The sequence below is a fragment of the Rhodococcus sp. NPDC079359 genome (assembly GCF_040702585.1).
GTDB lineage: Bacteria > Actinomycetota > Actinomycetes > Mycobacteriales > Mycobacteriaceae > Rhodococcoides.
Window position 1 is genome coordinate 42,203 of record NZ_JBFBLH010000006.1, and the last position, 24,894, is coordinate 67,096.

29 protein-coding genes and 1 riboswitch are annotated in these 24,894 nt (G+C 66.5%); of the genes, 14 read left to right on the forward strand and 15 right to left on the reverse strand.

The genetic code is table 11. From position 1 onward, the window contains the following. Positions 1 to 209 precede the first annotated feature (209 nt). Positions 210 to 1,349, forward strand: coding sequence for an acyltransferase (locus AB0362_RS15715; protein WP_068045010.1), 1,140 nt, complete (start codon positions 210 to 212; stop codon positions 1,347 to 1,349). Between the two features lie 95 nt (positions 1,350 to 1,444). Here AB0362_RS15715 and AB0362_RS15720 read toward each other — a convergent pair whose 3' ends face one another. Then, on the reverse strand, positions 1,445 to 2,371 hold the full coding sequence (locus tag AB0362_RS15720; RefSeq protein ID WP_317809305.1) for an LLM class F420-dependent oxidoreductase: 927 nt from the start codon (positions 2,369 to 2,371) through the stop codon (positions 1,445 to 1,447). Between the two features lie 364 nt (positions 2,372 to 2,735). On the opposite strand from AB0362_RS15720, the gene AB0362_RS15725 reads away from it, so the two are divergent. Genes AB0362_RS15725 through AB0362_RS15740 form a run of 4 tightly spaced genes read left to right on the forward strand, consistent with a single transcriptional unit; the run spans position 2,736 to position 5,795 of the window. Beyond that, a complete protein-coding gene (locus tag AB0362_RS15725; protein WP_256980807.1) occupies positions 2,736 to 3,044 on the forward strand; it encodes a rhodanese-like domain-containing protein in 309 nt (102 codons plus the stop codon). Further along, on the forward strand, positions 3,045 to 4,103 hold the full coding sequence (locus AB0362_RS15730) for a DUF4328 domain-containing protein (RefSeq protein ID WP_317809253.1): 1,059 nt from the start codon (positions 3,045 to 3,047) through the stop codon (positions 4,101 to 4,103). Next, positions 4,100 to 4,873 (forward strand): glycerophosphodiester phosphodiesterase, encoded by a 774-nt coding sequence (locus AB0362_RS15735; RefSeq protein WP_068045617.1) that lies wholly within the window; start codon positions 4,100 to 4,102, stop codon positions 4,871 to 4,873. Before AB0362_RS15730 ends, AB0362_RS15735 begins: the two co-directional genes overlap by 4 nt. Positions 4,874 to 4,883: 10 nt before the next feature. Next, positions 4,884 to 5,795: a DUF5926 family protein gene (locus tag AB0362_RS15740; RefSeq protein ID WP_317809255.1), complete on the forward strand. Its 912-nt coding sequence runs from the start codon at positions 4,884 to 4,886 to the stop codon at positions 5,793 to 5,795. Positions 5,796 to 5,886: 91 nt separating this feature from the next. Here AB0362_RS15740 and AB0362_RS15745 read toward each other — a convergent pair whose 3' ends face one another. The 5 genes from AB0362_RS15745 to AB0362_RS15765 all read right to left on the reverse strand — a co-directional run bounded on the left by AB0362_RS15745 (position 5,887) and on the right by AB0362_RS15765 (position 10,543). After that, a complete protein-coding gene (locus tag AB0362_RS15745; RefSeq protein ID WP_032396487.1) occupies positions 5,887 to 6,441 on the reverse strand; it encodes a ferritin in 555 nt (184 codons plus the stop codon). Positions 6,442 to 6,553: 112 nt separating this feature from the next. After that, positions 6,554 to 7,114, reverse strand: a complete 561-nt coding sequence (locus AB0362_RS15750; protein WP_317785779.1) for a ferritin — start codon at positions 7,112 to 7,114, stop codon at positions 6,554 to 6,556. A gap of 64 nt (positions 7,115 to 7,178) precedes the next feature. After that, positions 7,179 to 8,612 carry an LCP family protein gene (locus AB0362_RS15755; RefSeq protein WP_317809257.1) on the reverse strand — a complete coding sequence of 478 codons (1,434 nt, stop codon included), beginning with the start codon at positions 8,610 to 8,612 and terminating at the stop codon, positions 7,179 to 7,181. Between the two features lie 316 nt (positions 8,613 to 8,928). Next, positions 8,929 to 9,717, reverse strand: a complete 789-nt coding sequence (locus tag AB0362_RS15760) for a type II CAAX endopeptidase family protein (protein WP_230596888.1) — start codon at positions 9,715 to 9,717, stop codon at positions 8,929 to 8,931. A gap of 55 nt (positions 9,718 to 9,772) precedes the next feature. Then, positions 9,773 to 10,543, reverse strand: coding sequence for a DUF2470 domain-containing protein (locus AB0362_RS15765; RefSeq protein WP_317785781.1), 771 nt, complete (start codon positions 10,541 to 10,543; stop codon positions 9,773 to 9,775). A gap of 133 nt (positions 10,544 to 10,676) precedes the next feature. Here AB0362_RS15765 and AB0362_RS15770 point away from each other — a divergent pair, with 133 nt between their 5' ends. The 3 genes from AB0362_RS15770 to AB0362_RS15780 are packed head-to-tail and all read left to right on the forward strand — an operon-like array spanning position 10,677 to position 13,003. Beyond that, positions 10,677 to 11,384: a hypothetical protein gene (locus tag AB0362_RS15770; protein WP_317809258.1), complete on the forward strand. Its 708-nt coding sequence runs from the start codon at positions 10,677 to 10,679 to the stop codon at positions 11,382 to 11,384. 24 nt (positions 11,385 to 11,408) lie between these two features. Then, the gene (gene pheA, locus AB0362_RS15775) at positions 11,409 to 12,341 is read left to right on the forward strand and encodes a prephenate dehydratase (protein ID WP_317809260.1); all 933 of its coding nucleotides are present in this window, start codon (positions 11,409 to 11,411) and stop codon (positions 12,339 to 12,341) included. Then, positions 12,338 to 13,003 (forward strand): histidine phosphatase family protein, encoded by a 666-nt coding sequence (locus AB0362_RS15780; protein WP_269596090.1) that lies wholly within the window; start codon positions 12,338 to 12,340, stop codon positions 13,001 to 13,003. Before pheA ends, AB0362_RS15780 begins: the two co-directional genes overlap by 4 nt. On the opposite strand, the gene AB0362_RS15785 is transcribed toward AB0362_RS15780, so the two are convergent. The 4 genes from AB0362_RS15785 to AB0362_RS15800 all read right to left on the reverse strand — a co-directional run bounded on the left by AB0362_RS15785 (position 13,000) and on the right by AB0362_RS15800 (position 16,039). After that, the gene (locus tag AB0362_RS15785; protein ID WP_317809262.1) at positions 13,000 to 13,824 is read right to left on the reverse strand and encodes an ESX secretion-associated protein EspG; all 825 of its coding nucleotides are present in this window, start codon (positions 13,822 to 13,824) and stop codon (positions 13,000 to 13,002) included. The genes AB0362_RS15780 and AB0362_RS15785 overlap by 4 nt on opposite strands. Next, complete coding sequence (locus AB0362_RS15790; RefSeq protein ID WP_317809264.1) at positions 13,821 to 14,996, reverse strand: PPE domain-containing protein; 1,176 nt, start codon at positions 14,994 to 14,996, stop codon at positions 13,821 to 13,823. Before AB0362_RS15790 ends, AB0362_RS15785 begins: the two co-directional genes overlap by 4 nt. 76 nt (positions 14,997 to 15,072) lie before the next feature. Next, positions 15,073 to 15,384, reverse strand: a complete 312-nt coding sequence (locus AB0362_RS15795; protein WP_032381057.1) for a PE family protein — start codon at positions 15,382 to 15,384, stop codon at positions 15,073 to 15,075. 88 nt (positions 15,385 to 15,472) lie between these two features. Continuing rightward, the gene (locus tag AB0362_RS15800; RefSeq protein ID WP_317785787.1) at positions 15,473 to 16,039 is read right to left on the reverse strand and encodes a histidine phosphatase family protein; all 567 of its coding nucleotides are present in this window, start codon (positions 16,037 to 16,039) and stop codon (positions 15,473 to 15,475) included. 58 nt (positions 16,040 to 16,097) lie between these two features. After that, positions 16,098 to 16,253: riboswitch (cobalamin riboswitch) on the forward strand. A 47-nt stretch (positions 16,254 to 16,300) separates the two neighbouring features. Here AB0362_RS15800 and AB0362_RS15805 point away from each other — a divergent pair. Together AB0362_RS15805 and AB0362_RS15810 are read left to right on the forward strand one after the other, a co-directional pair. Beyond that, positions 16,301 to 16,495 (forward strand): CbtB domain-containing protein, encoded by a 195-nt coding sequence (locus tag AB0362_RS15805; RefSeq protein ID WP_032396459.1) that lies wholly within the window; start codon positions 16,301 to 16,303, stop codon positions 16,493 to 16,495. Then, a complete protein-coding gene (locus tag AB0362_RS15810; protein WP_317785788.1) occupies positions 16,486 to 17,277 on the forward strand; it encodes a CbtA family protein in 792 nt (263 codons plus the stop codon). The genes AB0362_RS15805 and AB0362_RS15810 overlap by 10 nt, the downstream gene beginning before the upstream one ends. A 166-nt stretch (positions 17,278 to 17,443) precedes the next feature. Here the strand turns inward: AB0362_RS15810 and AB0362_RS15815 are convergent, their stop codons facing one another. Beyond that, positions 17,444 to 17,776, reverse strand: a complete 333-nt coding sequence (locus AB0362_RS15815; protein ID WP_082073870.1) for a metallopeptidase family protein — start codon at positions 17,774 to 17,776, stop codon at positions 17,444 to 17,446. A gap of 13 nt (positions 17,777 to 17,789) precedes the next feature. Next, positions 17,790 to 18,875 (reverse strand): septum formation family protein, encoded by a 1,086-nt coding sequence (locus AB0362_RS15820; RefSeq protein ID WP_317809266.1) that lies wholly within the window; start codon positions 18,873 to 18,875, stop codon positions 17,790 to 17,792. A gap of 34 nt (positions 18,876 to 18,909) precedes the next feature. Between AB0362_RS15820 and AB0362_RS15825 the strand changes: the two genes are divergently transcribed. Continuing rightward, positions 18,910 to 19,302: an ankyrin repeat domain-containing protein gene (locus AB0362_RS15825; protein ID WP_317785790.1), complete on the forward strand. Its 393-nt coding sequence runs from the start codon at positions 18,910 to 18,912 to the stop codon at positions 19,300 to 19,302. A gap of 11 nt (positions 19,303 to 19,313) precedes the next feature. Then, on the forward strand, positions 19,314 to 20,567 hold the full coding sequence (serS, locus tag AB0362_RS15830; protein ID WP_317809268.1) for a serine--tRNA ligase: 1,254 nt from the start codon (positions 19,314 to 19,316) through the stop codon (positions 20,565 to 20,567). Between the two features lie 7 nt (positions 20,568 to 20,574). On the opposite strand, the gene AB0362_RS15835 is transcribed toward serS, so the two are convergent. Beyond that, positions 20,575 to 21,453 (reverse strand): hypothetical protein, encoded by an 879-nt coding sequence (locus AB0362_RS15835; protein WP_317809270.1) that lies wholly within the window; start codon positions 21,451 to 21,453, stop codon positions 20,575 to 20,577. A gap of 82 nt (positions 21,454 to 21,535) precedes the next feature. On the opposite strand from AB0362_RS15835, the gene AB0362_RS15840 reads away from it, so the two are divergent. Together AB0362_RS15840 and AB0362_RS15845 are read left to right on the forward strand one after the other, a co-directional pair. Next, a complete protein-coding gene (locus AB0362_RS15840) occupies positions 21,536 to 22,276 on the forward strand; it encodes a lysophospholipid acyltransferase family protein (protein ID WP_068045361.1) in 741 nt (246 codons plus the stop codon). A 9-nt stretch (positions 22,277 to 22,285) separates the two neighbouring features. Next, entirely contained in the window at positions 22,286 to 22,771 is a 486-nt protein-coding gene (locus AB0362_RS15845; RefSeq protein WP_094638946.1) for a GNAT family protein, read from the forward strand. Here AB0362_RS15845 and AB0362_RS15850 read toward each other — a convergent pair whose 3' ends face one another. Together AB0362_RS15850 and AB0362_RS15855 are read right to left on the reverse strand one after the other, a co-directional pair. Then, positions 22,772 to 24,190: a HAMP domain-containing sensor histidine kinase gene (locus AB0362_RS15850; RefSeq protein ID WP_317809271.1), complete on the reverse strand. Its 1,419-nt coding sequence runs from the start codon at positions 24,188 to 24,190 to the stop codon at positions 22,772 to 22,774. Then, on the reverse strand, positions 24,187 to 24,870 hold the full coding sequence (locus AB0362_RS15855; protein WP_317809272.1) for a response regulator transcription factor: 684 nt from the start codon (positions 24,868 to 24,870) through the stop codon (positions 24,187 to 24,189). The genes AB0362_RS15850 and AB0362_RS15855 overlap by 4 nt, the downstream gene beginning before the upstream one ends. Positions 24,871 to 24,894 lie beyond the last annotated feature (24 nt).

Below are 24,894 nucleotides of genomic sequence, written 5' to 3' on the forward strand. Positions count from 1 at the left end.
CGTCCTACTGCGGATCTTTCGTAGGGTTCAACCCAATCTCATTCCTACCCCCAGTGCAACAGTTGTAACCGAGATGCTTTTCTCGGAATAAATTCGTGTGAACGAGACAGGCGAATTATTCGGCTGTGAATCTGCTCCGAATATCACGAATCAGTTGCGGAGCGGCCGCGGATTGGTCCTAAAGATGAACGGAACCTAAACTCGCGGGTGTGGAAGGGGACCGACCGAGCCAGAATACGGTCGACAAGTCCGCCGCCACGCAGCCGGTCGACGCGCCCCGAGTCCAAATGGACGGTGCCGACCTCCTCCGCGTCATCGCCGTCCTCGCGGTGCTGTACTCACACATCTCGTTCTATCTGCTCGACGACATCGGCGGTGGCTGGTGGATGATCGACGTCGTCAACACCGTCCTCATCGAGGACGCGGGCCTGAACATGCACCTCTCGTTCGTCGGAGTCAGCATCTTCATGCTGCTCACCGGCCTGCTGATCACCCGATCCGCCATGCGGCAATCGCGTCGGGACTTCATGGTCGCGCGCCTCGCCCGCCTCGTCCCGGCGCTCTGGTTCGCCGTCGCCATGGCCGTCATCCTGGTCAAACTCGGCCTCAACGGAATGTTCAGCGGCCAACCCGGCATCACCAACGGCGAAGCGTTCCTCAGCTTCTTCCTCGGTGGCTTCTTCCTGCGACCGGAAGTCGCCGTCCTCGGCGTCACCTGGACCCTCGTCGTCCAGATCGTGTTCTATCTCTACTGCATCTCGATGCGCGGAACGCTGAACACCAGACCCATCGTGGTGCCACTCGTCGGAGCTGCACTGTGCGCCCTGGTGATCGTCTACAACCTCTATCTACCGCAGCCCTACACAGTCCCGTTCCTGACCAAGGTCGCGGGCGTACTCCCCACACTGTTCCTCGGCCAGATCGCCTACCTCGGATGGGCACGACTGATCACCTGGCGATGGGTCGTCGTCGGCGTCATCGCCCAGATCGAAGTGATCCGACTCGCCATCGAAGTCCACACCTTCTGGATGGGCGACACCTACCTCTGGACACTGCTCGTCGTCACCGGAACCGTCCTGATACTCGCCCGATACAACGGACCCATCACCCGCTGGCCCGTCATCCGATGGATCGGCACCCGGAGCTACGCGATCTACCTGATCCACACCCTCGTGCTCTACCGCATCTACGCAACCGTCGAACCGCACCTGGGCCCCAGCGCCGCCGTCCTGGCATTCCTGGCCGGTACCGCCGCACTCGCCGAAATCATGTACCGATGGATCGAACTGCCCGCGGCACGACATATCAGCACTCACTACGCACGCTTGCGCGCCCGATCCGCCACCTGACCGAGCCCCTCTGGGTACTCAATGTGACATTCAGTGGACTTTTGGGCAGTCAATGTCACGTTGAGTGGACTCGGGGGGGCGGGATTCGGCGGGGGTCAGAGCTGTGGGAGAACCTCGGATGCGACGAGTTCGAGGTGATCGAGGTCGCTGAGGTCCATGGTCTGCAGGTACACGCGGGTGGCTCCGACAGCTCCGAAGCGACCGATTTTGTCGACGAGTTCGGCGGGGCTTCCTGCGGCACCGTTCTCGCGTAGTTCGGATACCTCGCGGCCGATGGCAGCGGCACGGCGTGTGATTTCTTCTTCGGTGCGGCCGCAGCAGAGGACGAGGGCGTTGGAGTAGACGAGGGAGTCCGGGTCGCGATCGGCTGCTGAGCAGGCTGCGCGGACGCGACCGAACTGTGTCTCGGTGTCGGCCAGCGAGGCGAAGGGGATGTTGAACTCGTCGGCGTATTTCGCAGCGAGTGCCGGGGTGCGCTTCTTTCCGCCGCCACCGATGACGATGGGCGGGTGGGGTGTCTGCACCGGCTTCGGGAGCGCGGGGGAGTCGCTGACGGGGTAATGCGTGCCCGCGTGCGAGAACGTCTCGCCGACGGGGGTGTCCCAGAGTCCGGTGATGACGGCGAGTTGCTCCTCGAGCCGATCGAAACGCTCACCGAGCGGAGGGAACGGGATGCCGTAGGCCTTGTGCTCGTCCTCGAACCAGCCGGCACCGAGGCCGAGGTCGACGCGACCACCGCTCATGGCGTCGACCTGGGCGACGCTGATGGCCAGGGGCCCCGGGTAGCGGAAGGTCGCGGAGGTGACGAGGGTGCCGAGCCGAATGGTCGAGGTCTCGCGGGCCAGCCCGGCCAGGGTGATCCACGCGTCGGTGGGCCCTGGACCGCCGTCACCGCTCATCGCGAGGTAGTGGTCGGATCGGAAGAATGCGCCGTAGCCGAACTCCTCGGCAGCTTTCGCGACGCGGAGCAGTTCGTCGTACGTGGCACCCTGTTGCGGTTCGGTGAAGACGCGTAGCTCGATGGACGGGAGGGGAGCCTGCGGAACGACCTGCGGTGGGTTAGTCATGTTCGCCAGCCTAAACAGCGGCTTCGCAGGACCGCAGACGATGGCTGTGTCAAATCACCATCGATCCACAGGCCGAGTTGGTACTCGATACACCGGGGGACCGACTCGACGCTCTGACCTGTGGATAGAAACCGGCACAGACCCCGATTCTGTGGATCGATCTGTGGATACTGTGGATAACTTCTGTGACTGCAGTGATGTAGGTCATAGCGCGGTGGCGCTTCGGTCGCGAGGACACGGGTGGCAGCCCCGCGCGGACGCGTGACAAGATCGAGGTGTGTCGCATCCCGAGCAGTCGCCTGCCGTCACCGTCGATCGCCTGCCGGTGCCGTTCCCTACGACGGCCATCCTGCTCGACGTGCGCGAGGACGACGAGTGGCAGGCCGGACACGCTCCGGACGCAGTGCACATCCCGATGGGCGACATTCCGTCCCGCGCCGGTGAGGTCGACAACCAATCCGAGGTGTACGTGGTCTGCAAAGCCGGTGGTCGCTCGGCTCGCGTCGTCGAATATCTCAACCGCGTGGGCTACGACGCGATCAACGTCGACGGTGGGATGCTCGCCTGGCAGGCCGCTGGTCGACCGATCCAGAGCGACGACGACGCCCACGAAGCGAGAATCATCTAGATGTCGGCACCGCAGGGGCGCGCTCAGGCGTTCCAGGTCTGTGCCCGCTGCAGCACCCGTTGGGCTGTCGGCGCACGGCCGGGCACCTGGTGCCCCCGCTGCCATGGCGTGCTGCTCTCGCCGGTGTCCACCAGGGCGCCCGCGCAGGGCGCCCGAAACTTCCGATGGGTAGCCCGTCCGGCGACCTCGTCGACCAAAGCCGCGCGCCGCGGCCGATCCGCCACACCGACCCCGACGCCGCACTATGCCTCGACGCCCACCTGGGGATTGCGCGACATCCCGCGCGATCCCGAGGCCGATCGCCGCGTCGGTCGCGTCGAGCGGTACGCCGCGAACGCGCAGAACCTGGTCCTCGTCACCGCGATGTTGCTGACGCTCGCCGCGTTCGCCGAAGTGTTCCGGTACGGCATCCTGCTGCACAACCGCGTGCGACTGATCTCGCCGATCACCCTCGCCGTGTCCGACGCGTTGGTGTATTTCGCCCAGGTCGGCGCGCTCGTCATCGGTCTGGCCGCGCTGATCACCTCGTCCTGCTGGCTGATCGACCAGCGCAGACTCGCCTTCGCGGCCGCCGGCTCCACCGACCCGCGATCGGTGCGCCCGATGCTGCTGTTGTCGATGCTGCCTCTGGTCCGCATCGTGATGCCAGGGGTCTATCTCACCGAGGTGGTCCGTCTCCGCGGCGGTGCCGATGCCGACGTGCACCGCGAACTGACACTGGTTCGCATCTGGTGGGCTGTCTGGGCAGCGAGCAATGCGCTGGTCATCGTCCAATTGCTGTGGAATCTGCGCGATTCACTTCAGGCCCGCGCCGACGGAGTTCTGCTGTCGGCATTCGTGGCACTGGTGGCCGCGGTCTCGGCCGTGCTGACCCTGGCCGTGATGCGCCGACTCGAAGGCCGCACACTGCGCGGCTCCGCGATGTCGCGTCCGACCCGCTGGGTGATCGCCACCGGCACCGCACCGAAGTCGAATCAGCCCGAACAGAAGCAGCCCGAACAGAACCAGCCCGAACAGAAGCAGCCCGAACACGAATCCGAGACGGTGACGGCGTCGTGAGTCCCGATCGCCGTGGGCCACTGGTCGTCGCGCATCGAGGTGCGTCGGCGGCGAAGAAGGAACACACTCTCGCGGCCTACGACCTCGCGCTGCGCGAGGGAGCGGACGGCGTCGAATGCGATGTGCGGCTCACCAGGGACGGCCACATCGTGTGCGTGCACGATCGCCGCGTCGATCGCACCTCGAACGGCACCGGCATCGTCAGCGAGATGGACTTCGCGGATCTGGCCCGACTGAACTACGGCGACGACGACGAACCCGCCGAACTTCTGACGTTGCACGACCTCATTGCTCTCGTCCTGGACTGGACCAGCAAGCCGGTCAAACTCTTCATCGAAACCAAGCATCCCGTGCGATACGGCTCGCTGATCGAAAGCACGGTGCTCGCCGAGCTGCACAAGTTCGGCATCGGCGCGCCCGCGTCGGCCGACCACTCGCGGGCGGTCATCATGTCGTTCGCGCCCTCGGCCGTCTGGCGCGTACGGCGGTCGGCTCCGATGCTTCCGACGGTGCTCCTCGGCGACAGCTCGCACTACCTCGGTGGAGGAGCGGCGACGACCGTCGGGGCCACTGCCGTCGGCCCGTCGATTCGCGCGCTACGCGAGCACCCGGCCATCATCGACCGCGCAGCCGCGTCCGGTCGGGCCAGCTACGTGTGGACCGTCGACGAGAAAGAGGACGTGGACCTGTGCCGCGAGCTCGGCGTCGGGTGGATCGCCACCAACCACCCCGGCCGAACGCGAGCCTGGCTCGAATCGAAGAACGTGTAGGTTTTCGGGCGTGGGTAAGAGCAAAAGAAACAGTGGACCGAAGCAGGACAGCAACCGAGCAGCGAAGCTCGCGCAGCGAGAAGCGGAACGCGCGAGCATCGAATCGGCGTCGGCTCGCCCGTTCGAAGGCCTCGCCGCCGAATGCGACCTGGTAGCGCTGCGTGAGTTCGTCCCGTCGGCGACGGCCACCGCGCCGATCACCGTGGACGGTCGCACCATCACGCTGGCCACGGTGCTACCCGGTGCCGTCGCGGCCCTGGTGCGCGAAGATGCCGATACCGTCGAGGGATTCGTCGGCCTTCAGGTGCAGAATCAGTCGAAAGACGTTGCGGCAGATATCAGTAGCGCGCTCGGCTGGGCGTCCACCGCGTCCGCGGGCGAGTCGCTCGAAGCCGCGAAGATCACCGACAGCACGCCCGCGTTGACCGATGTGCTCGACGCCTCCGCGCTGCTCGAGGTCACCGTTCATCAGGACTTCAACTGGTGGATTCCCGAAAGTGCCACTCCCGCAGCCGATGTGACTGCAACCGTGGAACGCGCGAACCAGGCGATCATGCCCTCGGCGCGGATCGAGGCCGACGGCGTCGTCGCGGCCTGGTGGGTGGATGCAGGCGACAAGGCGCACATCCGCTGGGTTCGTCCGGAGAACGAAGACGACGTGATGCTCGCGTTGGCGCGCCTGCATGCGGCGGGCGATCTGAACCTGGGTGAAGGTTCGCGCTACGCCGGTTCGTTCCGCACGCACGGGCTGCTGGTGCCGGTGTTCGATCTCGATCCCGAGATGCACCCCACCGAATGGGCAGGGCTTACAAAGGAATTCGGCGAGAAACTGAGCGAGGCACTGGCTGTCGACGCTCCGCTCACGGCGGCTCAGTTGCGTTCGCGCGACGGCCTGCGCGGCCGCCAGGTCACTCTGCGCTAGAACGCGAAACGGGTGGCCACTCGAACAAGGAATCCTCGTTCGAGTGGCCACCCGTATGAGCGCGTCATCCGCGCAGAATTGCGGTGCGAATTTACAGCGATCCGCCGGCGACGGTGGGTGCGCCCGAGTCGGCGGTCACGCTGGTGTTCATCTCACGGGCGACGAACTGCTCGAGGTCGAACAGGTTGTGGCCCGCGCGATCGGCGATGTTGAGCAGAGTCTTCATGCTGGCAACTTCCTCGACCTGCTCCTTGAGGAACCACTGCATGAACTGCTCGCCGAGGTAGTCGCCCTCTTCGCGTGCGGTGCTCGCCAGAGCGATGATCTGCTCGGTGACGGTCTCCTCCTGTGCCAGCGCCAGGGCGATGGCCTCACGCGGATCGGTGAAGACGGACTTCGACGCGTCGACGCCGGTCAGCTCGACCGTGATGTCGCGATCGAGGAAGTACTGCACGATCATCATCGCGTGGTTGCGCTCTTCGACCGACTGCGCGTAGAAGTGCTTGGCCAGCTGCGGCAGATCGACATTCGCGAAGTAGACCGCGGTCGCGATGTACTGCTGCGAGGCGTTGAACTCGTTGCGAATCTGGTCGCGGAGAAGTGCGTGGAACTTGGTGTGGCTGGTTTCTTTGATATCTACGCTCATGCAATGGACGATATGCCTGGTCAGAGGCGTTGTCATCCAAGTCGATCCTTATTGAGGCGAACGTTGCCTAATACAGTCGATCCTAAATGTCCGCTCTGAGCAGGGCTGCAAACTACGCTCTTCCGGCTTCTTTGGGGGCATTGGTGGCGCGGATCACCGTGGAACCGATCTCGCGAGCGACGTACTGCTCGATGTCGAACAGGTTCGATCCGGCTCGGCGGACGATGTTGAGCAGGCTCTGCATCGCCGCCACCTCCTCGACCTGCTCGGTGAGGAACCAGTGGGTGAACTGCTCGCCGATGTAGTCGCCCTCGGCCCGGGCAGCACGCGCCAACGCGCTGATCTGCTCGGTCACCGTCGACTCCTGGGCCAAAGCCAGTTCCACCGGTTCGACGACCGACTGGAATCCCGTCACCACGTCGTCGATGCCCGACGCATCGACCTCGAGCCGATTGTCGATGAGAAAGCGGATCATCATCATCGCGTGCCGACGCTCCTCGGCGGACTGAGCGTAGAAACGCGTGGCGAGCTGCGGCAGATCGTTGCGGTCGAACCACACGGCGATCGCGACGTACTGCTGCGATGCAGTGAACTCGTGCCGCACCTGGGTACGCAGCAGATCGTGGAACGACGTACCGGGGGTTGCGGCGGGCTGGGCAGACGGCGATGTCATGGTCCACAACCTACAACCCAGGGTCGTTCCGCAGGCTCCACTCCCTCCTACCGGCCCAGGTTCGTCAGGGCCCGCCGGTCAGCAGTTCCGGAGGTATTTCGCGATCCTGCGCGATGGCGTCGAAGAACGCCGGAGCGCGAGTGTCGTCCCACAGCAGTACGTTTCCGACGTCGGAGTCCTGGAATCCGCCGACGGGAACCGTCGTGGTCACCGGACCGCTTCGCATCGCCCAGGCGAGTGCGGCGAGGTTCCAGATGTGATCTCCCTCGTCGACGCTCAACGACGACGCGGTATCGGACACCAGCGGCCACAACTTGAACGGGTTGAGGAAAGTCGAAGCGCTGGTTGCCTTTTCCAGGAGGGCGGACATGAACGCGCGTTGATTGTTCATCCGGTCGATGTCGGCCAATGCCGTCGCTCGGGATCGCACGAATCCGAGCGCCTCGGCTCCGGTGAGATCCTGGCAGCCGGCGGCGATGTTGATGCCCGCCAACGGATCGTCGATCGCATTCTGCACGCACACGTTGACTCCACCGACCGCGTCGACGATCCCGGCGAAGCCGCCGAATCCGATCTCGGCGTAATGATCGATGTACACACCGGTTGCACCCTCGACCGTCTGGACCAGCAGCGGCGGCCCGCCGAATGCGAAGGCCGCGTTGAGCTTGTCCTGGCCGTTGCCCGGAATCGACACGTACGAATCGCGCGGCAGGCTGACCATCGTGGGCGCGCCGCTGCCCTCGGGGATGTGGATGAGAATGATCGTGTCGGTGCGGCTCGGGCCAACCTCGCCGCCGGTCGCGAGCGCGGCTTCCTGCTCCGGCGTCAGGCCCGCTCGCGAATCCGATCCGACGAGAAGCCAGTTGGTGCCGGGGGTGTCGCCGATACGCCCGGGATACGAGGTGAGGGCGTCCACGCGCGTCAACGAGCTGTCGACGTAGTAGACGACGCCGCCGATTCCCAGCACCAGGACCAGCAACACGATCAGGAAGCGTCGACCCCAGCGTCTGCGCTTGCGCGGCTTCGCGACCTTCGGTGGCCGAGAGTCACGGTGCGGCCGAACGGGTTCGGGTCGTCGCAGAGCTCGCTGCGCCGGTGCTGCCGGTTGCCTGCGTTCCTCGGTGAACGGCTCCGGTTGCTGACGCGGGGCGTACCCGGTGCGGCCCGGTGGAACTTCCTGGGAACGCGAGTACTGCCGCGTCGATTCGGATGGCGAAGGTGTGTCGGACTTCGCCGATCCGGGTTCGGGAGCCTGCGACCACGCCTGCTGTGCGGCGGCCGAGCGCGCCGGACCGGCAGTGGGCCTGCCGTCGCGGCGGATGAACTCGGTGCCCTCCGGCGGCGGACCCTGTGGGCGGGGACGGTGTTGTGCCGGACGCTCGGGCGGAGGTCCCTGACGGCGCGTGGGCCCGGGGTCGTACTGACGCGGGCCCCGATCCGGTGGAGGCTGACCGGGCCGATACCCGCGTGGGGGTGGCGGCTGTCGGCCGGGCGGCACCTGACCTGGGGGCGGCTGCGGTGGTCGCGATTGGCTCGGCGGTTGCGGGCTTCGTGGTTGTTGGCCGGGTGGTTGCCGGCCGGGTGGTGGTTGACGAGGCGGTGGTTGAGAAGGCGGTGGTTGGCGCGGCGGTTGGCCCCCGGTCGGGCGAGGTGCGGGTCCTGGCGCTGGGTCCGGTCGACCGTGACGACTCCGTTCTGATCGGTCGGGCGGCGTTCGCCGTTCCGGCGCGCCGTGCCGTCCGTAGCGATCGTCGTCGTTCACGGGTCGACTGTAACCGTCGCCACGGAAACACCCGGGTTCCTCGCGTACCGATTCACGGGAGCCACGACAGATGTTCGCGCAGGAGGGCGTACCCGACGAAGGCCACGATGTCGATCAGAGCGTGTGCGATCAGCAGTGGCCACAGTCTGCCGGTGCGCTGCCAGTAGCGGCCGAACACCAGACCCATGAGGAAGTTTCCGACCCCACCGCCCACGCCCTGATAGAAGTGATAGCTGCCGCGCAGCAGCGACGAGCACAGCAACGACGCGTTCTCGCTCAGGCCGAGTCGGCGCAGACGAGAGATCAGGTACGCCACCACGATGATCTCCTCGGCACCGGAGTTGGCCAGCGCGTACAGAATCAGTGCCGGGACGCGCCACCAGTGGTCGTCGAGGGCGCTGGGAACGACGTTGAGGTTGAATCCGAGGGCGTTGCCCACGAGGTACAGCGCCAGGCCGGGCAATCCGATCAGTGCGGCCAGTCCGACGCCGTGACCGAGGTCGATCTTCAGCCGCGGCCGGGCCAGCCCGATCGCTCGGGGTGCCAAGTCGGCTCGCCACAGCAGGTACAACCCCAGAGCTCCCCAGGCGCACAGCCGCAGAATGCTCAGCAGCTGGAACAGCAGATCGATGAGGCTGAAACTCGACCGCGACGAGTTCAGCGCCACGGTCTGATCGGACAGGGCAGCGGTCTGCAGCGCGTCCTCGACAAGCGAGAGGATGCTGCTCATACCGCTCAGGCCGAACGTGACCAGCAGGACGATCGCGATCTCGACCTTGATAGTGGTGCGTTCGCGGGCATCGGGCGGTGGAGCCGTGCTCGCGGGCGGCGGTGGCGTCAACCAGCTCTTGAAGTCGATCACCGCACGAGTCTGCCCTGTTTCGTCGGATGGGGTGTCAGCCCCGGGCGCGTAGTCCGTTCAGAAACGGGCAACCGGCGAGAACGCGCAGCGCGCGACTGAGCGAGAGGACGTCCTGGACGGGCTGGGCGAATCCCAGCCGGACGTCGTTGTCGCCGCATTCGCCTTCGATCCGCAGCCGAATGCCGTAGCGATCGATGCCGAGCGGCCGGATTCGGCCCTGCCGCAGCGACGGCGGGAGGCGTCGCGCCAATTGGGCGAGCAGGTCCGGGTGGTCGGAGTCGAGGTGCTCGAGCCAGCTGGTCTCCATCTCCCAGAAGGGATCGGGTTCGGCTGCCAGCAGCGTGTCGACGTCGACGGGCTCGGCTCCGGTGCTGTCGGCGACCACGGCGGAGGTGACGATCAGCCGCATCAGCGAGGTGGTGTGCCCGACGTCGAGGAGAGCGGGATGCGGATGTTCGGCGGCCACCGCTCCGGCCATCGGGCGCATCAGCGAGTCCGGGACCGGGCGTAAATCGCCGCGAAGCCACACCAGCGAACGCACCGGCTCACGCAGCGCGAGCGGCGCGTGGTCGGTGAGTTCGAGGACGGCGGGGATGCCGGCACGGGAGGACTGCCAGGTGTGCGCGTCGTCGAGGGAGTCGGTGGGGACGGCCAGGATCATCTCGCCGTTGGGACGCAGGTGATGCAGGGACGTGATCACCGGGTCGCTGCCGTCGATGGCCAGGGCGGCGCCCTCGGCGCGCATGCAGGCACTGCGTACGCGTTCGGCAGTGGTCGGTCCGGTGGTGGTGGTTGCGCCGAGCATGGGCTCCTCCGATGCGATCGGTCAAGCGAGTAGGTGAGGCAAACCTAAGTTAGCGTGGTGTGGCGAGGATCGCAAGAGCATCCGCGGGAGTGGAGCCCGCGGAACGACCCAGACTCGGGTCTACCGTGAAGGCGTGCCGATTCCGCTGACCCTCGGTGTGCCCCACCGACCCGACCCGAACGCGCTCGTCCACGAGCTGCTGCAGCCGATATGCGCCGACGCCCCCTCGCTGGCCGCAGCTCCGCGTGGAGCCGAGTACGGACCGCCCGTCGTCCGGGCATCGACCCTGCTCGCGCTGTCCGACTCGGACGACCACGGACGCATCGTGGTGCACCTCGACATCGACCCCGACGAGCTCCGAGCAGGGAGGACCTGCGGCTACGAGGCCGTCCGGTTCGACGTCGACGCCCCGGCCGAGCACCTCGCCGACGCGCTCGGGCTGCGATTGCCCTCGCCGCTGGTCGTCTTCCCGATGTTCGACGCGATCGACGTGGCCGAGACCGCGGAGGCCGTCGTCCTCGCCCACCGGACCCCGGGCATCCGCGTCGGCGACACCCCTCGGCGCATCGCCGACGTACTCGCCGTGGTCTCGCACGCCGATGTGGGCCTCGTCGCCCGCGCCGACTCCGGTGACGAGGTGCTCGCGATCCTCGCCGCGACGGTGGCGTCGCTGCGCGGGGACGACATCACCGCGGCGCTTGCTGCCCCGAACGTCGCCGCACTGCGGGCCCTCATCCCCGAAGCCGCCGAGGCGGTGCGCGAGGTGCTGCTCGGAATCGAGATCGCCGACGCCGCCGGTGCCCGCGCCCGGCTCGTCGACGTCGGTTTGATCGCTTCGTAGACGTCGACAACGTAACCTCGAGGCGTGCCTCGCATCGCTTACTTCGGCCCATCGGGAACGTTCACGGAGATGGCGCTGGCGCAGTTCGAAAAGCTCGGAACCTTCGGCGCAGTCGGTCTGGACGGGGCGGTCGAGCGGGTGTCGGCGTCGAACCCTCCCGCTGCGCTCGAGGCCGTGCGATCGGGTGCGGCCGACGCGGCCGTGGTCCCCATCGAAAGCTCCATCGAGGGAGCGGTCCCACCGACGCTCGACGCATTGTCGGAGGGCCGCCGGCTGCAGATCGTCGCCGAGACGGAAATCGAGGTGGCCTTCACCATTCTCGGTGGTCCCGGTGTCACCCTCGACTCGGCCCGCACGATCAGCGCCTATCCGATCGCGCTCAATCAGGTGCGCCAGTGGCTGCAGACCACCATGCCCGACGCCGTGGTGCAGTCCGCGTCGTCCAATGCCGGTGCAGCAGAGGACGTTGCAGCCGGAATGGTCGATGCTGCGGTATCGACACGGCTCGCTGGTGAACGCTTGAAGTTGTCGCAGTTGGCCGACGGGGTCATCGACGTGGAGGGCGCACGGACTCGCTTCGTGCTGGTGACGGCGCCGCAGTCGGTGCCTGCGCGCACCGGTGCCGACCGAACGTCGGTGGTCCTCGAGCCGCCGAACGATCCGGGTACGCTGCCGGCAGCGTTGGCCGAGTTCGGAATACGCAACATCGACCTGACCTTCATCGAATCACGGCCCACCCGTTCACGATTCGGAACGTACAGGTTCTTCATCGACTGTGCCGGGCACATCGACGACCCGCTCGTCGCGGAGATGTTGGCCGCATTCCACCGCAAGATGCCCCTCCGGTTCCTTGGATCCTGGCCCACCGCAACAGGAACGGGCGGTTCGGTGCCGCCGCCGATCGACGAACACGTGCAGTGGGTCGCAGACATTCGTGCCGGACGCGGTGATCTGTGATGGGCAAATTGATTCTGGTTCGGCACGGTCAGACGACAGCGAACGTCGCGAAGATACTGGACACCTCGCCGCCGGGAGCCGAGCTCACCGAGCTGGGGCACCAGCAGGCCGACGCCTATGCGCAGACCTGGATCGGACGCCCGCCCGCGGTGCTGGTGTCCTCGGTTGCGTTGCGTGCCAAGCAGACTGCGGGTTACATCGAACGAGCGACCGGGGTTCCCCTGGTGGTGACCGAGGGAATTCAGGAGACCTTCGCCGGAGATCTGGAGGACCGCGACGATGCGGATGCGCACCGGGAGTTCACCGATATCTTCAGTCGCTGGCACGCCGGAGATCTGGCGGCGACCGTGCCCGGCGGCGACAGCGGACATTCGGTGTTGGAGCGTTACGTCCCGGTGCTCGACGGCCTCCGTGCGCAATACCTGAGTGACGAGACAGCGGGCGACGTCGTTGTCGTCAGTCACGGTGCCGCAATCCGACTGGTTGCGGCGGTACTGGCAGGCGTCGAGGGCACGTTCGCGGCCGACAATCACCTCGACAACACGCACACCGTCGAGCTGCTGCCGCTGCCCGACGGAGGATGGTCCTGCGCCAGGTGGGGCACGTTCCTGCCGCCGTTCGAGGGCAAGGGCAGCAACAAGGCGGACAACCCGATCAGCTAGCGCAGATGCTCACCGGCCGATGCGATCAGCTCGGTCAGGGCAGCGGTCACTCTGCGATCCGTTGCCCCGGTCAGTGAGCTCCAGGACGTGCCGTCGGCGGCGAGGGTCGAGGTGGCGAGAATGCGGCCGGCTCTGGTGTCGAACAGGGCCACGGGTCTCCCGGCCACGTGACGGGTTCCGTGCCTACGGGCGACGGCGGTTATCTCGGTTCTGCCGGCGCAGGTGGCCATCGCCGACGCCAGAGCCGCGGCGCGGTCTTCCGGTATGCCGATACCGCGCAGCCGAGACGCGGTTGCTCCGACGTCGGTCGGTGCCGCGTCGAGTGCTTCGGCCAGCAGATCGGTTGGCGCGTTGACGCTGCCCGGGTCGAACGACGCGGCCGAGCCGATCGACGACGCGAGGTCCCGGGCCGGATCACCGTGGACGGCGCGGATGGTGACCACGTCGTCTCGCCGCACCGTCGACACCGTCATCCGATCGTCGGATGCAACGCAGATCCGAGTGGTCGGAACGGGCTCTGGGTTCTCGACGTCGAAGACGCGAGCCGAGACGTACCAGTGAGGTTGTTCGAGAACTCGCATCCACTGCTCGAGATCCTCGTGGACGTGGCCGTCGGTGATCAGGCCGGCGTTGTTCAGTGCGCTGCGCCCGTGCTCGAGCGCGCGATCTCGGGCACCGACGTCGTCGAACCGCGGGAACACGTCCAGGACCACCGGTAGTTCGGCGATCGACAGTTCCTCGACGAGGAAGTCCATCTCGTCCACGCCGAGTGAGGCGATCGGTAGCGTGTGGCCCACCGGCACGGTTCCCAAGTCGATCAACGGCCGTTCCCGCTGGTGTGGGGCAGGGTCGGGTCCGCGCCGATGACGGACGGCGCGACGGTCCGGCCGTCGGAGAAGTGCTCGAATTGCTTGAGGTAGTCCGGGGTCTCGTGTTCGTCGTCCTCGGCCTGCCCGCGCGTGCCGGAGGCAGGAGCGCCTGCCGCGCCCGTTCCGCGCTGAGCGAGGCCGGCATCGGCCGAGGTGGGTGCGCCGAACGCGGACGGACCGCTCTGGCCTGCACCGGCCTGCATCGAGCCACCACCGGCGGGACCCAACGCGGAACCGGGCATTCCGACGCCACCGCCGATGCCACCGAGCCCGGCAGCTCCACCTGCCCCGCCGAACGACACCGGACGCGTGGACGCCGGACCGACAGCAGGAGAGGCCGAACCACCGGGTGTGAATCCACCACCGGCCCCGACGCCACCGGACAGGGCACTCGACCCGATGGTGGACGCAGCGGTGGCGACGGTCGAGACGCCGGTACTGGCGATGGAGGTGGCAGCACTACCGATCTGACCGGCCGCCGCCGCGACGCCGGGGTTCTGGGTCGCGGCCATCAAGCCGCCGATTGCGGCCTGGACCGGAGACGTCATGAGTGCTCCGTTGGCGAATTTGCCGAGGCCGCTCCCGGAATCGGAGACGATGGCCGGCGGGTGATCGAACGTCGTCTGGACGATTCGGTGCGAGGAGACCAGCTCGAAGCCCTCCATCACCATCGCAGCGCGGATGTCGAGCAGTCGATCGGCCACCTCGGCAGCCTCGTAGCTGCCGTTCATCACGCCACCCGTCGAGGCGGCGGTGACCTTGGCGGCCTGCACGGCTCCGATTTCGACGAGCGAGGGCATGGTCGCCAACGCGACACCGTACGAGGTTCCTGCGGCCGGGGCCTCCACCGAGAGCGCCGCCGCCTTGACTGCCGTGGCGGCGGTCCAGGTCGCGAAACGGCCGAGCGCAGCCTGAGCCAGCAGTGCCGACTCGCCCTCCCAGCCTGCGGTCAGAGCCGCGGTGACAGCGGCAATGCTCGCCGATGCCTCGGTGAACGCCGCAGCGACCGAACCCCACGCGCCGCCGGCGACGTGCAACGGCACCGGTCCCGGCCCGAGCAATCGCGTCGAGTTTCCCGTCGCCGTGCGTGGCAGCCACACCACACCTGTCACTCCGAGCGTCATCCTCTGGCCCCCATGATGTTCGAGCTTCGTGTCGTTTCGAGCGTTGTGTCTTGGCGTTGCGGTCGAGTGCGGTGCGTCAGATTCCGGGTAGGCCGGGTAGGCCCCCGGCCGTGTCGTCGTCGGTGGCCACGTAGTCCGCAGCCTGTTTCCGCAGTTCCTCGGCCGCTCGGTGCAACTCCGAAATACCCTGCGCTGCAGCAGGTCCGAAGGTATCGGCCGCGGTGCCGAAGAATCGTTCGGTGAGCAGCGAGACCTCGTCGGTACCGGGCGGCAGTGGCCGCACGGGGATTGCCGTCGCAGTGACAGCCGCCTGCAAGCGCGCGGCGACCGCATCGAGTTCGGAGGCAGCGAGCTGCAGGGCCACCGGATCCACCTTGATGACGGTCATGAGCCACGCTCCCTGATCGAAGAACTTTGCGCTGTCGGTAGGTAAGACGCCGCCGTGTTCGGTTCGGTTCCCTCCACGCGAGAAAAATTCAGACGAACTTCTGGGCCACCGCGCCGACAGTCCAGACGCCGCCCCGATGGCTGACCGACGTGCGCGTCAGCGGGGAAACGTCGACCCGCCAAAACGAGCGGATCGGGGCGTCCAACACCAGCACCACCACGGCTCGGACGACGGCAGGAGAGGTCACCGCCAGAGTGCGGCCGGGCGTCGATCCAACAGCGCTCAGCCACTTCTCGACGCGAGAGAACAACGCGTCGAGAGATTCTCCGCCGGGAGGAACGAACGCCGGATCGCTCAGCCAGGCCATCGCGTCGGCGTCGGGCAGATCGGTCATCTCGAGACCGGACCACCGGCCGTAGTCGATGTCGGCCAACGCGGGCTCGACGGAGATCTCTGTTCCGAACACCTGCGCGGTGGAGATCGAGCGGGCTTCCGGGCCGGACAGGACGCGGTCGGCGCGGGGAAAGTCGGTCACAGCGGCGAGATCGCGCAGGCCCGCGTCGTCGAGTGGTTCGTCGCCGGGAAACCGGCCGGTGCGCATCGCGTCGGTTCGCGCGTGAGCGACCAACATCAGTCGGGTCACGGGTGCGGGCACTGCGTCATTGTGGCACCGCAGCTTCGTGGCATCGAGCTGCAGTCGGTCGGGACAGCGATTGACACAGAGTCCGGAGCGATGCCACAGTTCGCTGGTAATACGCGATGTACGCAGGTAATCCGGTGAAAATCCGGAGCGGTTGCGCCACTGTGATCGACGTCGGCGAAATGCCCGAATTCGAGAGTCAGAAAACTCGTTCATCGCATGGCCGTCCCCGTTTTCGAGCGGGGACTACGGGACGCACAATCCCAGGAGGACACCATGGCAATCATTCACGCACCCAGTAATACGACGGAGTCGGCTGCTCTTGCCGTCATCGTCGCCGCAACGATTCTGCTCGCTTTCGTCGTGCTCTACCTCGTCGGTTTCGATCAGGGCGCGATCTCCCGCAGTGGCATGTACATGCACGAGTTGATGCACGACGGCCGCCATCTGCTGGGCCTGCCATGCCACTGACCGACACCCACGGCCGGCCGCTGCAGGGCACATTCGTCCAACTACTGGTGCGAGGTCTGCTCGCCGGACTTCTCGCAGGCCTGCTCGCCGGAGCAGTCGCCTACGTCGTCGGTGAACCGCACATCGACTCGGCCATCGCCATCGAGGAAGCGGCCGGAGCGGACGCTCATCACGCCGAGACCGATGCGGCCGCGCACTCCCACGGCGAGGACGCACTGGTCAGTCGAGACGGACAACGCGTCGGACTGTTCCTCGCCACCGGACTCGCCGGCCTGGCGCTCGGCGCGATCTTCGCCTCGGCGCTGCACTACGGGCGACGCTTCACCGCACTGCCGGGTTCGATCCTCGCGCTCGTCGGAGCCGGTGCGGGCTGGTTGGCCATCGAAGCGGTGCCCTTCTTCAAGTACCCGGCGAACCCACCGGCCGTCGGAGATCCCGAGACCATCACCCAACGCACCTGGCTGTGGTTGGCGTCGGTGATTCTCGGTTTGCTGGCCGTCGCGGTGGCCGTCTACGCGGCGAAGGCGGTGGCGTCGCAGCATTCGGTGGCGATTCGCGTCGGAGCGCCGTTGCTGGCGTTCCTGGTTGTGGTCGGCATCGGTTATGCGTTGCTGCCCACCGTCAACGAGGTGGGCGCGGACTTCCCGGCAACCCTGCTGTGGGAATTCCGACTGTCGTCCCTGGCCACCCAGGCAACCCTGTGGCTGGCCTTGGGATTGGGATTCGCATTCCTCACCGATCGCGCTGCTCGACCCACTCGCCGAGAGACAGTCGCGGCGTAGCCCTGCTCCGCGTCAATGGACCCTTGCACGGCTGAGACGTATGCAAAGTGCCATCGACGCGGGGTGGTCGGCTCACGCCGGGGCGGGTGGATGGACCCTTGCACTGCCCAGACGTATGCAAGGGTCCATTCACGCGTTCGGGGGGGCGGGCGACGAGTGAGTGCCGTCAGCCGAATCCCAGTTGATGCAGTCGCTCGTCGTCGATGCCGAAGTGATGTCCGATTTCGTGGGCGACGGTGATCGCAATTTCCCGTCGCGCCTCGTTTTCGTCGTCGACCATCTCGAGGATCGGTTTGCGGTAGATGGTGATGACGTCCGGTAGGTGGCCGCTGTATTCGTAGCGCTCGGTCAGTGCGATGCCCTCGTACAGTCCGAGGATGTCCTCGGTCGGGTGCTCTTCCTCGACGAGAACGACCACGTTGTTCATGAAGTCGGTGAGCTCACGCGGCAGAGTGTCGAGGGCGTCGGACACTGCTTCCTCGAAGTCGACGCGCGTCATGTGCGTGGGAATGTCACCCTCCGGTGGTGATCGGTGCGGCACCGGGCAGCGGTGTCGGCAGTGCGCGGCCGTCGGGAGCGGAGGGCGGCGGGACGGGGGCTGCACCGTTGATGAGGATGTCGCCCTTGGCGGTGCCGACGATGGTCGCGAAACCGCCGGAATCGAGTTCGGCACCCACCGAGCACGTCACCTGGCGACTTCCGGCCAGCCAGCTCGCGACGTCGATGGTGTCCCAGAACAGGGTCAGCGTCTTGTCGCGCAACGCGGTGTCCGAGCCGAGGTAACCGTTGACCGCGTCGGTGCACGTCCGCTCGAGGTACGCATCCTGGTCGCCCTCGGACGGGTGCGCGCCGGGGAACTGCTGCGTCAGGTTGATCACCGACGCCACCTCGTACGCGTGCGGAGCGGCGCAGTCCACCGGATCGGCCGGCACGTTCTGGTTGATGCCGATGCAGGTTCCGGTAGGCCAGACCTTCGACTGGTCCTGATCGAGAATCGACCCGGTCATCTCCATCAACGCGCCGGTGTTCGACGGCATCTGCACACCACAGCGCAGCGTCCGCTCACCCTTGGCCCATCCGGCCTGACTGGGGAACATCAGTCCGACGCCGAAGCGTCCGTTCGGATCGAATTTGGCACCGACGTAGTCGTCGACGGCGGCCGCGCAGTGTTCGTCGCGCAACTCGCTGAACCGGATGGAACCGGGATACGCCGCGGCAGGACCGAACTCGACGCCGGGGTAGACGCTCATGTCGATGTCGCGAGCCACCTCGAAGCGATGGGGATCGGCGCACGAGACCTCGGCGAGGTCCTGCCGATCGGTCTCGGGATCGTCGGTGGGCGTCCACTGCAGGCAGGCACCAGGGTCGGCGGCACCGAAGGAGGACGCCGAAACGGGCCCGTCGGTCGCAGGCCCACTGGCCGTCGCATGAGTGGTGATCTTCTCGGGTGTCGAGAACCCGTCGGAGAGAAAAACCGTCGCCCCGGCGGCCAGCACCGCACCGACCGCAACCATGGCGAGTCCACGTCGAGCTGTGGTTGCAGACAGTGTTCGCCGAGACTTCTCGCTCGTCGGGGGGTCTGTTTCGTATCCGGACATCGCCCTCCATCATGCCCGAGTATGTTCGGTCCTCATGAGCGACCCAACGGGTGACGACGACCTCAGCGAGCTCGCCGGTCGACTGTTCGCGATGGCCCGCACCGGTGACGGCACCGCTCTGGCGAGTTACGTGGACGCGGGCGTTCCGGTGAATCTGCACAACGAATCAGGCGACACGCTGGTCATGCTCGCCGCGTATCACGGCCACGCCGACGCCGTGCGTGTGCTGGTCGAGCGTGGTGCCGATGTGAACAAGCCCAACGACAAAGGGCAGACCCCACTCGCGGGCGCGGTCTTCAAAGGTGAGGACGAGGTGGTGCGCGTGCTCGTCGACGGTGGAGCCGATCCGCACGGCGGCCACCCGTCGGCGATCGATGCCGCCACGATGTTCGGACGCGAGGACTATCTGGGGTTGCTCGGCAAGTAAGGTTCGTTCTCGTGATCGACCTGAAATTCCTTCGCGAGAATCCCGACGCAGTGCGCGCCTCGCAGCGCACCCGAGGCGAGGACCCCGCTCTCGTCGACGCACTTCTGGGTGCCGACGCGTCCCGCCGGGCCGCGGTGCTGGCCGGCGATCAGCTGCGTGCCGAGCAGAAGGCGCTGGGAAAGCAGGTCGGTAAGGCCTCCGCCGAGGACCGTCCGGGTCTGCTCGCCGGGGCATCGGAACTCGCCGCCAAGGTCAAGGCCGCCCAGGCCGCCGAAGCCGAGGCCGACGCAGCCCTCGACGCGGCCCACCGCGCGATCTCCAACATCGTTCAGGACGGCACGCCCGCAGGCGGCGAGGACGACTTCGTGCTGCTCGAGACCGTCGGGCAGATCCCGGAGTTCGACTTCGAGCCCAAAGATCACCTCGAGCTGGGTGAGTCGCTGAAGTTGATCGACATGGAACGCGGAGCCAAGGTCTCGGGCTCGCGCTTCTACTTCATGACCGGTTACGGCGCATTGCTGCAGCAGGGATTGCTCCAGCTCGCCGCCCAGAAGGCCGTCAAGAACGGCTTCACGATGATGATCCCGCCGGTGCTGGTTCGCCCGGAGATCATGTCGGGAACCGGATTCCTCGGCGCACACGCGGACGAGATCTACCGCCTCGAAGCCGACGACCTCTACCTCGTCGGAACCTCGGAAGTTGCTCTCGCGGGTTACCACTCGGGCGAGATCATCGACCTCGCCGATGGCCCGAAGCGCTACGCCGGATGGTCGTCGTGCTTCCGCCGCGAAGCGGGCAGCTACGGCAAGGACACCCGCGGCATCATCCGAGTCCACCAGTTCGACAAGATCGAGATGTTCTCCTACATCAAGCCCGAGGATGCAGCGGCCGAACACCAGAAGCTGCTGGAGTACGAGAAGGAAATGCTCGCCGCAGTCGAGTTGCCCTATCGGGTCATCGACACCGCAGGCGGCGACCTCGGCTCCTCGGCCGCTCGCAAATTCGACTGCGAGGCTTGGGTTCCCACCCAGAAGGCCTACCGCGAGCTGACCTCGACCTCGAACTGCACGACGTTCCAGGCCCGACGCCTCGGCGTGCGGTACCGCGACGAGAACGGCAAGCCCCAGACCGCAGCGACGCTCAACGGCACCCTCGCCACCACCCGCTGGATCGTCGCGATCCTCGAGAACCACCAGCAGGCCGACGGCACCGTCCGCGTCCCCGAGGCGCTGGTGCCCTTCGTCGGGACGGATGTCTTGAAGTAGAACTGGCTCAGGCGATGTCGCCGATGCAGTAACCCTCGCCGCCGACGGCCAGCACGAACGTACGGTTCTGGTACGCCCCGGACCCGTCGATGATGTCTGCGTTGACCTGGGTGTAGATGCCGTTCTGCCCGGTGACGAACACGCTGTCGGGATCGAACGAGGTGATGCCGGGCAGGATGTTCGGATTCTGCACCAGAGGCGGCGCAGTGGGAACGCCGGTGCCGAGGGCATCCCAGGTCTGACGCCCGTCGCACACGAGTGGATAAGTCTCTTCCACATCGCTGGGGTTCACCGGAATCCCGGCCAGACGCCCCAGGTAGCGATCGACGGTGTAGACGGCGTCTGCCGCGTCGAACACGGGGGCGGTGCCGGTGGGGTAGACGGTGGGGCACGCATAGCCGGACGCGATCTCACTGCGCTTGATGCCGACCGTGGAGGTGGGGCCGGTCCACGTGACGGCGTACTGGCCGTCGACGCCGGGGGTGGCGACGGCAGCGAGGATGGCCTGGGCGTCGACGTACATCGCCGGGATCTCGGTGGGCGGAACCGTCCAGCACCGCGCCGTGACGACGCCGATTCCGCCGCCGATGAGATCGCCCACGAACGGTCGCAACGCCATCGCGGCGTCCGGGTTTCCGGGAACCTCGCCGACGGGTGGGCCGGGCGGGATCGGTGGGGTCGTGGTGGTGGTCGGGGCTGCCGTGGTCGGAGTTGCCGCCTGTGAGTCGTCGCTCGGTGTCTCGGTGGTGCTGCTGGCCGAGTCGGGTTGCTCCGCCGGGATTCCGACTGCCGAATCGCAGGCTCCGACCAGAGCGAGTATTGCGATCAGCGGCAACGCGGTTCGGGTCACTCGCTTCCGTCGCAGTGGTGCCGCTCTGTTCTTCACTCGATCTCTCCCCGTTGCTCTACCGGACCGCAATCGCGCGGACCTTCTCTCCTACCCCGTCCACCGACTACGCTAACGGACTGTGGAACCCGTCTACCGATCAGTCATCGGCATCGCTCGTGCAGTGTTCGCGTTCGAGGGCCTGAAATTCGATGTCAAGGGCGAGGAACACATCCCTGCCACCGGCGGAGCCGTCATCGCCGTCAACCACACCGGATACATGGACTTCACCTACGCCGGGCTGCCGCCGCGACGGGTGAAGCGCTACATCCGGTTCATGGCGAAGAAGGAAGTCTTCGACAACAAGATCTCCGGCCCGATCATGCGCTCGCTACGGCACATCCCTGTCGACCGTGGAGCCGGCGCGGAGTCGTACAAGTCGGCCGTGGAGAGCCTGCGCAACGGCGAGCTCGTGGGCGTGTATCCCGAGGCGACCATCAGCCGCAGCTTCGAGATCAAGGAATTCAAGTCCGGCGCAGCACGCATGGCCATCGAGGCAGGCGTGCCGATCATCCCGACGGTGATCTGGGGCGCGCAGCGCGTGTGGACCAAGGGATACCCGAAGCGGTTGGGCCGCACCAACACTCCTATCTCGATTGCTGTCGGTGAGCCGCTGCCTCCGGTCGGTCCGCCGAACGAGCTGACCGAGAAACTGCGTACGGTGATGCAGAAGATGCTGCTGGAACTGCAGGAGAACTACCACCACGAGCCGGGCGCGTACTGGGTTCCGGCACGATTGGGCGGCAGCGCACCGACTCTCGAAGAAGCGGACAAGCTCGACGCCCAAGACCTCGCGGCCCGTGCCGCGAAGCGGGCCGAGTAGAACTGTGCGATGAACCTCCGCGGTGAACGGGTCGTGTTGCGGCCCGTCACCACCGAGGACGTGCCGGAGCTCCGCCGAATACTGCACACCCCCGAGGTGTACGCGCGGTGGGGCGACGAGGACGCCGACGAGAACTGGCCGTTCGACAACCCCGAAGAGCATCGATTGGTCGTCGAAATCGACCGCGCAACAGTGGGATTGATCCAGTACGGCGAAGAGACCGATCCGATGTACCGGCATGCGTCGATCGACATCTTCCTGGACCCGGCGGTGCACGGTCGCGGCGTCGGAAAGGACGCCGTGGGCACGCTGGTGCGATACCTGACAGTCGACCTGGGTCATCACCGCTTGGTGATAGATCCGGCCGCCGACAACGCGGTAGCGATTGCCTGTTACAGCGCAGTCGGTTTCGAGCCCGTCGGGATCATGCGCAAGTACGAGAAGGGCCCGACCGGCTGGCACGACAGCCTGCTGATGGACCTGATCGTCGAGTAGCTACCGATCTACTCTCGGCAGTGTCAGGCGGAATCTCGCGCCTGTAGGCCCTGCGGCACAGACGAGTTCGCCTCTGTGCGCTCGCGCCAACGTGCGCGCGATCGACAATCCGAGCCCGACGCCGCCGGAGGAACGGTCCCGCGCGGAGTTGAGTCGAACGAGCCGCTCGAAGATGCGCTCACGGTCCGCCTCGTCGACCCCGGGGCCGTCGTCGTCGACGGTGACGAACGCCTGTGAGTCGGCCCCTGTCTGCACTCGGATTCTCCCGCCGGGCGGAGTGAACCGAGCGGCGTTGTCGAGGACGTTCGACAGAATTTGCTCGACGCGGCCCACGTCCACCCTGACCGGTACCGATTGCGATGCGTCCACCTCGAACCGAACCTGTGGGGACAGCAGTGCTGCGCGCTCGACGGTGCGTCGGACCACATCGGTGAGGTCTGCATCGGTCAGCTCGAGCTCCGAAGTATTCTCTGCGCGAACGGAATCGAGCATGTCACCCACCAGGCGCGACGCTCTGGAAGATTCGCCGACGAGGAGTTCGCTCCACCTGCCGACCCGATCGGGGCGGTGCTCGGCGTCGCGTTGCAACGACTGAGCCAGCGCCGAGATCCCGGCCACCGGGGTGCGCAATTCGTGGGCCGCGTCGGCCAGGAATCGGCGCATGTCCTCCTCTGCTCGACGCGCCGATTGCGCTGCAGCAGCCTCTTTGCTCTCGGCGTTCTCGAGGGCGTCGAGCATCTCGTCGACGGCCGATGCAGTTCGCCCCAGATCGGTGTTCGGCTTGGATGGAAGCAGCCGTCTACCCCTGTCGCCGTTGGTGATTCGGCGTGCAACCGATGTCATCGAGTCGAGGGGTGACAGTGCGCGCCGCACCGCATAGGTGAGCGCGGCCGCGGCCAACAACAGCGTCACGGCTCCGGCGACCACCATGAGAAGTCGCAGTTGCTGCCGAACATCGGCGATGGCCGTGGTGTCGCCCAGCAGCGAGAGCGTTGATCCGTCCGGTAGTGGCTCGGTGATCTCCAGTGAATCCGATGGTGGGGCAGGGGGATTGGGCGGACCAGGGGGAGCGGGAGCGTCGGAGGGGCCGGGAGGCGGTGTGGCCGGCCCGGGTCTGTCGTCCCGAGATCGGGCCTCGCCGCCCGGCACACCGTAGACCGTGCCGTCGGACGTGGTGACCCGAACTCGAATGGCATCGCCCTGCAACGCCTGCACCAGATCCTCGGAGCCGACGCCGCTCTCGACCAGTTCGACTGCGCGGTCCGCTCGATCGGTCAGTCGTGCATCGAGATCGCGGCGGAGCTGCTGTCCCAGAACGACATCCACCGAAAACCCCACCACGACGAGCAGAACCGCGAACAGTACGACGACGGTGGCGACCACGCGCTTGCGCAACGAGGGTGTCGGCGTGTGATTCACTGCGGCGCTCGCAGTGCATAACCGAGGCCACGGACAGTGTGGATCAACCGCGGGCCATGGGTCTCCATCTTGCGACGCAACGCACTGATGTGTACTTCCACCAGGTTGGCGTCGTACGCGCCGTAGCCCCAAACCGATTCGAGGATGGACGTTTTCGAGACGGTGCGACCGCGCTGCGCGACGAGGAAGGTTGCCAGCCGGAGTTCGGTCGCCGTCAGATCGAGCACCTGACCGGCGCGAGTGACGACGCCGGCGGATTCGTCGACCAGTAGATCGCCCACTTGGATCGCATCCGAGGATCTGCCGCGTCTACGCAGCACCGATCGCGCTCGGGCAACCACCTCGTCGAGTTGAAACGGCTTGACCACATAGTCGTCGGCACCGTCGCTCAAACCGCGCAGTCGGTCCTGGAGCTGGTCCTTCGCGGTGACCATGATGATCCCCGCGTCACTGCTCTGGCGGACGACGTCGATGAGAACGAACCCGTCCCGCGTACCGGGCAGCATGACGTCGAGGATCACCACGTCCGGGCGGAAGCCTGCCATCGTGGTCTCGAAGCCGTCGCCGTCGGGCAAGGACGCGGCGGTGAATCCCGCGTCCTCGAATGCGGCCACCAGCGCTTCTCGGATGGGCAGCGAGTCCTCCACCACCATCACCCGGGGAGCGGAACTGTATGTCATTCCTCGATTGTCACTCACCAGCTG

What these genes read in the sequence shown, in the direction of transcription:
- AB0362_RS15765 (WP_317785781.1), bottom strand. Translation starts at nt 10,543, where the DNA reads ATGCTCGGCGCAACCACCACCACCGGACCGACCACTGCCGAACGCGTA.
- AB0362_RS15855 (WP_317809272.1), bottom strand. Translation starts at nt 24,870, where the DNA reads ATGACATACAGTTCCGCTCCCCGGGTGATGGTGGTGGAGGACTCGCTG.
- AB0362_RS15745 (WP_032396487.1), bottom strand. Translation starts at nt 6,441, where the DNA reads ATGAGCGTAGATATCAAAGAAACCAGCCACACCAAGTTCCACGCACTT.
- AB0362_RS15790 (WP_317809264.1), bottom strand. Translation starts at nt 14,996, where the DNA reads ATGACGCTCGGAGTGACAGGTGTGGTGTGGCTGCCACGCACGGCGACG.
- AB0362_RS15820 (WP_317809266.1), bottom strand. Translation starts at nt 18,875, where the DNA reads ATGTCCGGATACGAAACAGACCCCCCGACGAGCGAGAAGTCTCGGCGA.
- AB0362_RS15795 (WP_032381057.1), bottom strand. Translation starts at nt 15,384, where the DNA reads ATGACCGTCATCAAGGTGGATCCGGTGGCCCTGCAGCTCGCTGCCTCC.
- AB0362_RS15730 (WP_317809253.1), top strand. Translation starts at nt 3,045, where the DNA reads ATGTCGGCACCGCAGGGGCGCGCTCAGGCGTTCCAGGTCTGTGCCCGC.
- AB0362_RS15845 (WP_094638946.1), top strand. Translation starts at nt 22,286, where the DNA reads ATGAACCTCCGCGGTGAACGGGTCGTGTTGCGGCCCGTCACCACCGAG.
- AB0362_RS15825 (WP_317785790.1), top strand. Translation starts at nt 18,910, where the DNA reads ATGAGCGACCCAACGGGTGACGACGACCTCAGCGAGCTCGCCGGTCGA.
- AB0362_RS15805 (WP_032396459.1), top strand. Translation starts at nt 16,301, where the DNA reads ATGGCAATCATTCACGCACCCAGTAATACGACGGAGTCGGCTGCTCTT.
- AB0362_RS15810 (WP_317785788.1), top strand. Translation starts at nt 16,486, where the DNA reads ATGCCACTGACCGACACCCACGGCCGGCCGCTGCAGGGCACATTCGTC.
- AB0362_RS15815 (WP_082073870.1), bottom strand. Translation starts at nt 17,776, where the DNA reads ATGACGCGCGTCGACTTCGAGGAAGCAGTGTCCGACGCCCTCGACACT.
- AB0362_RS15750 (WP_317785779.1), bottom strand. Translation starts at nt 7,114, where the DNA reads ATGACATCGCCGTCTGCCCAGCCCGCCGCAACCCCCGGTACGTCGTTC.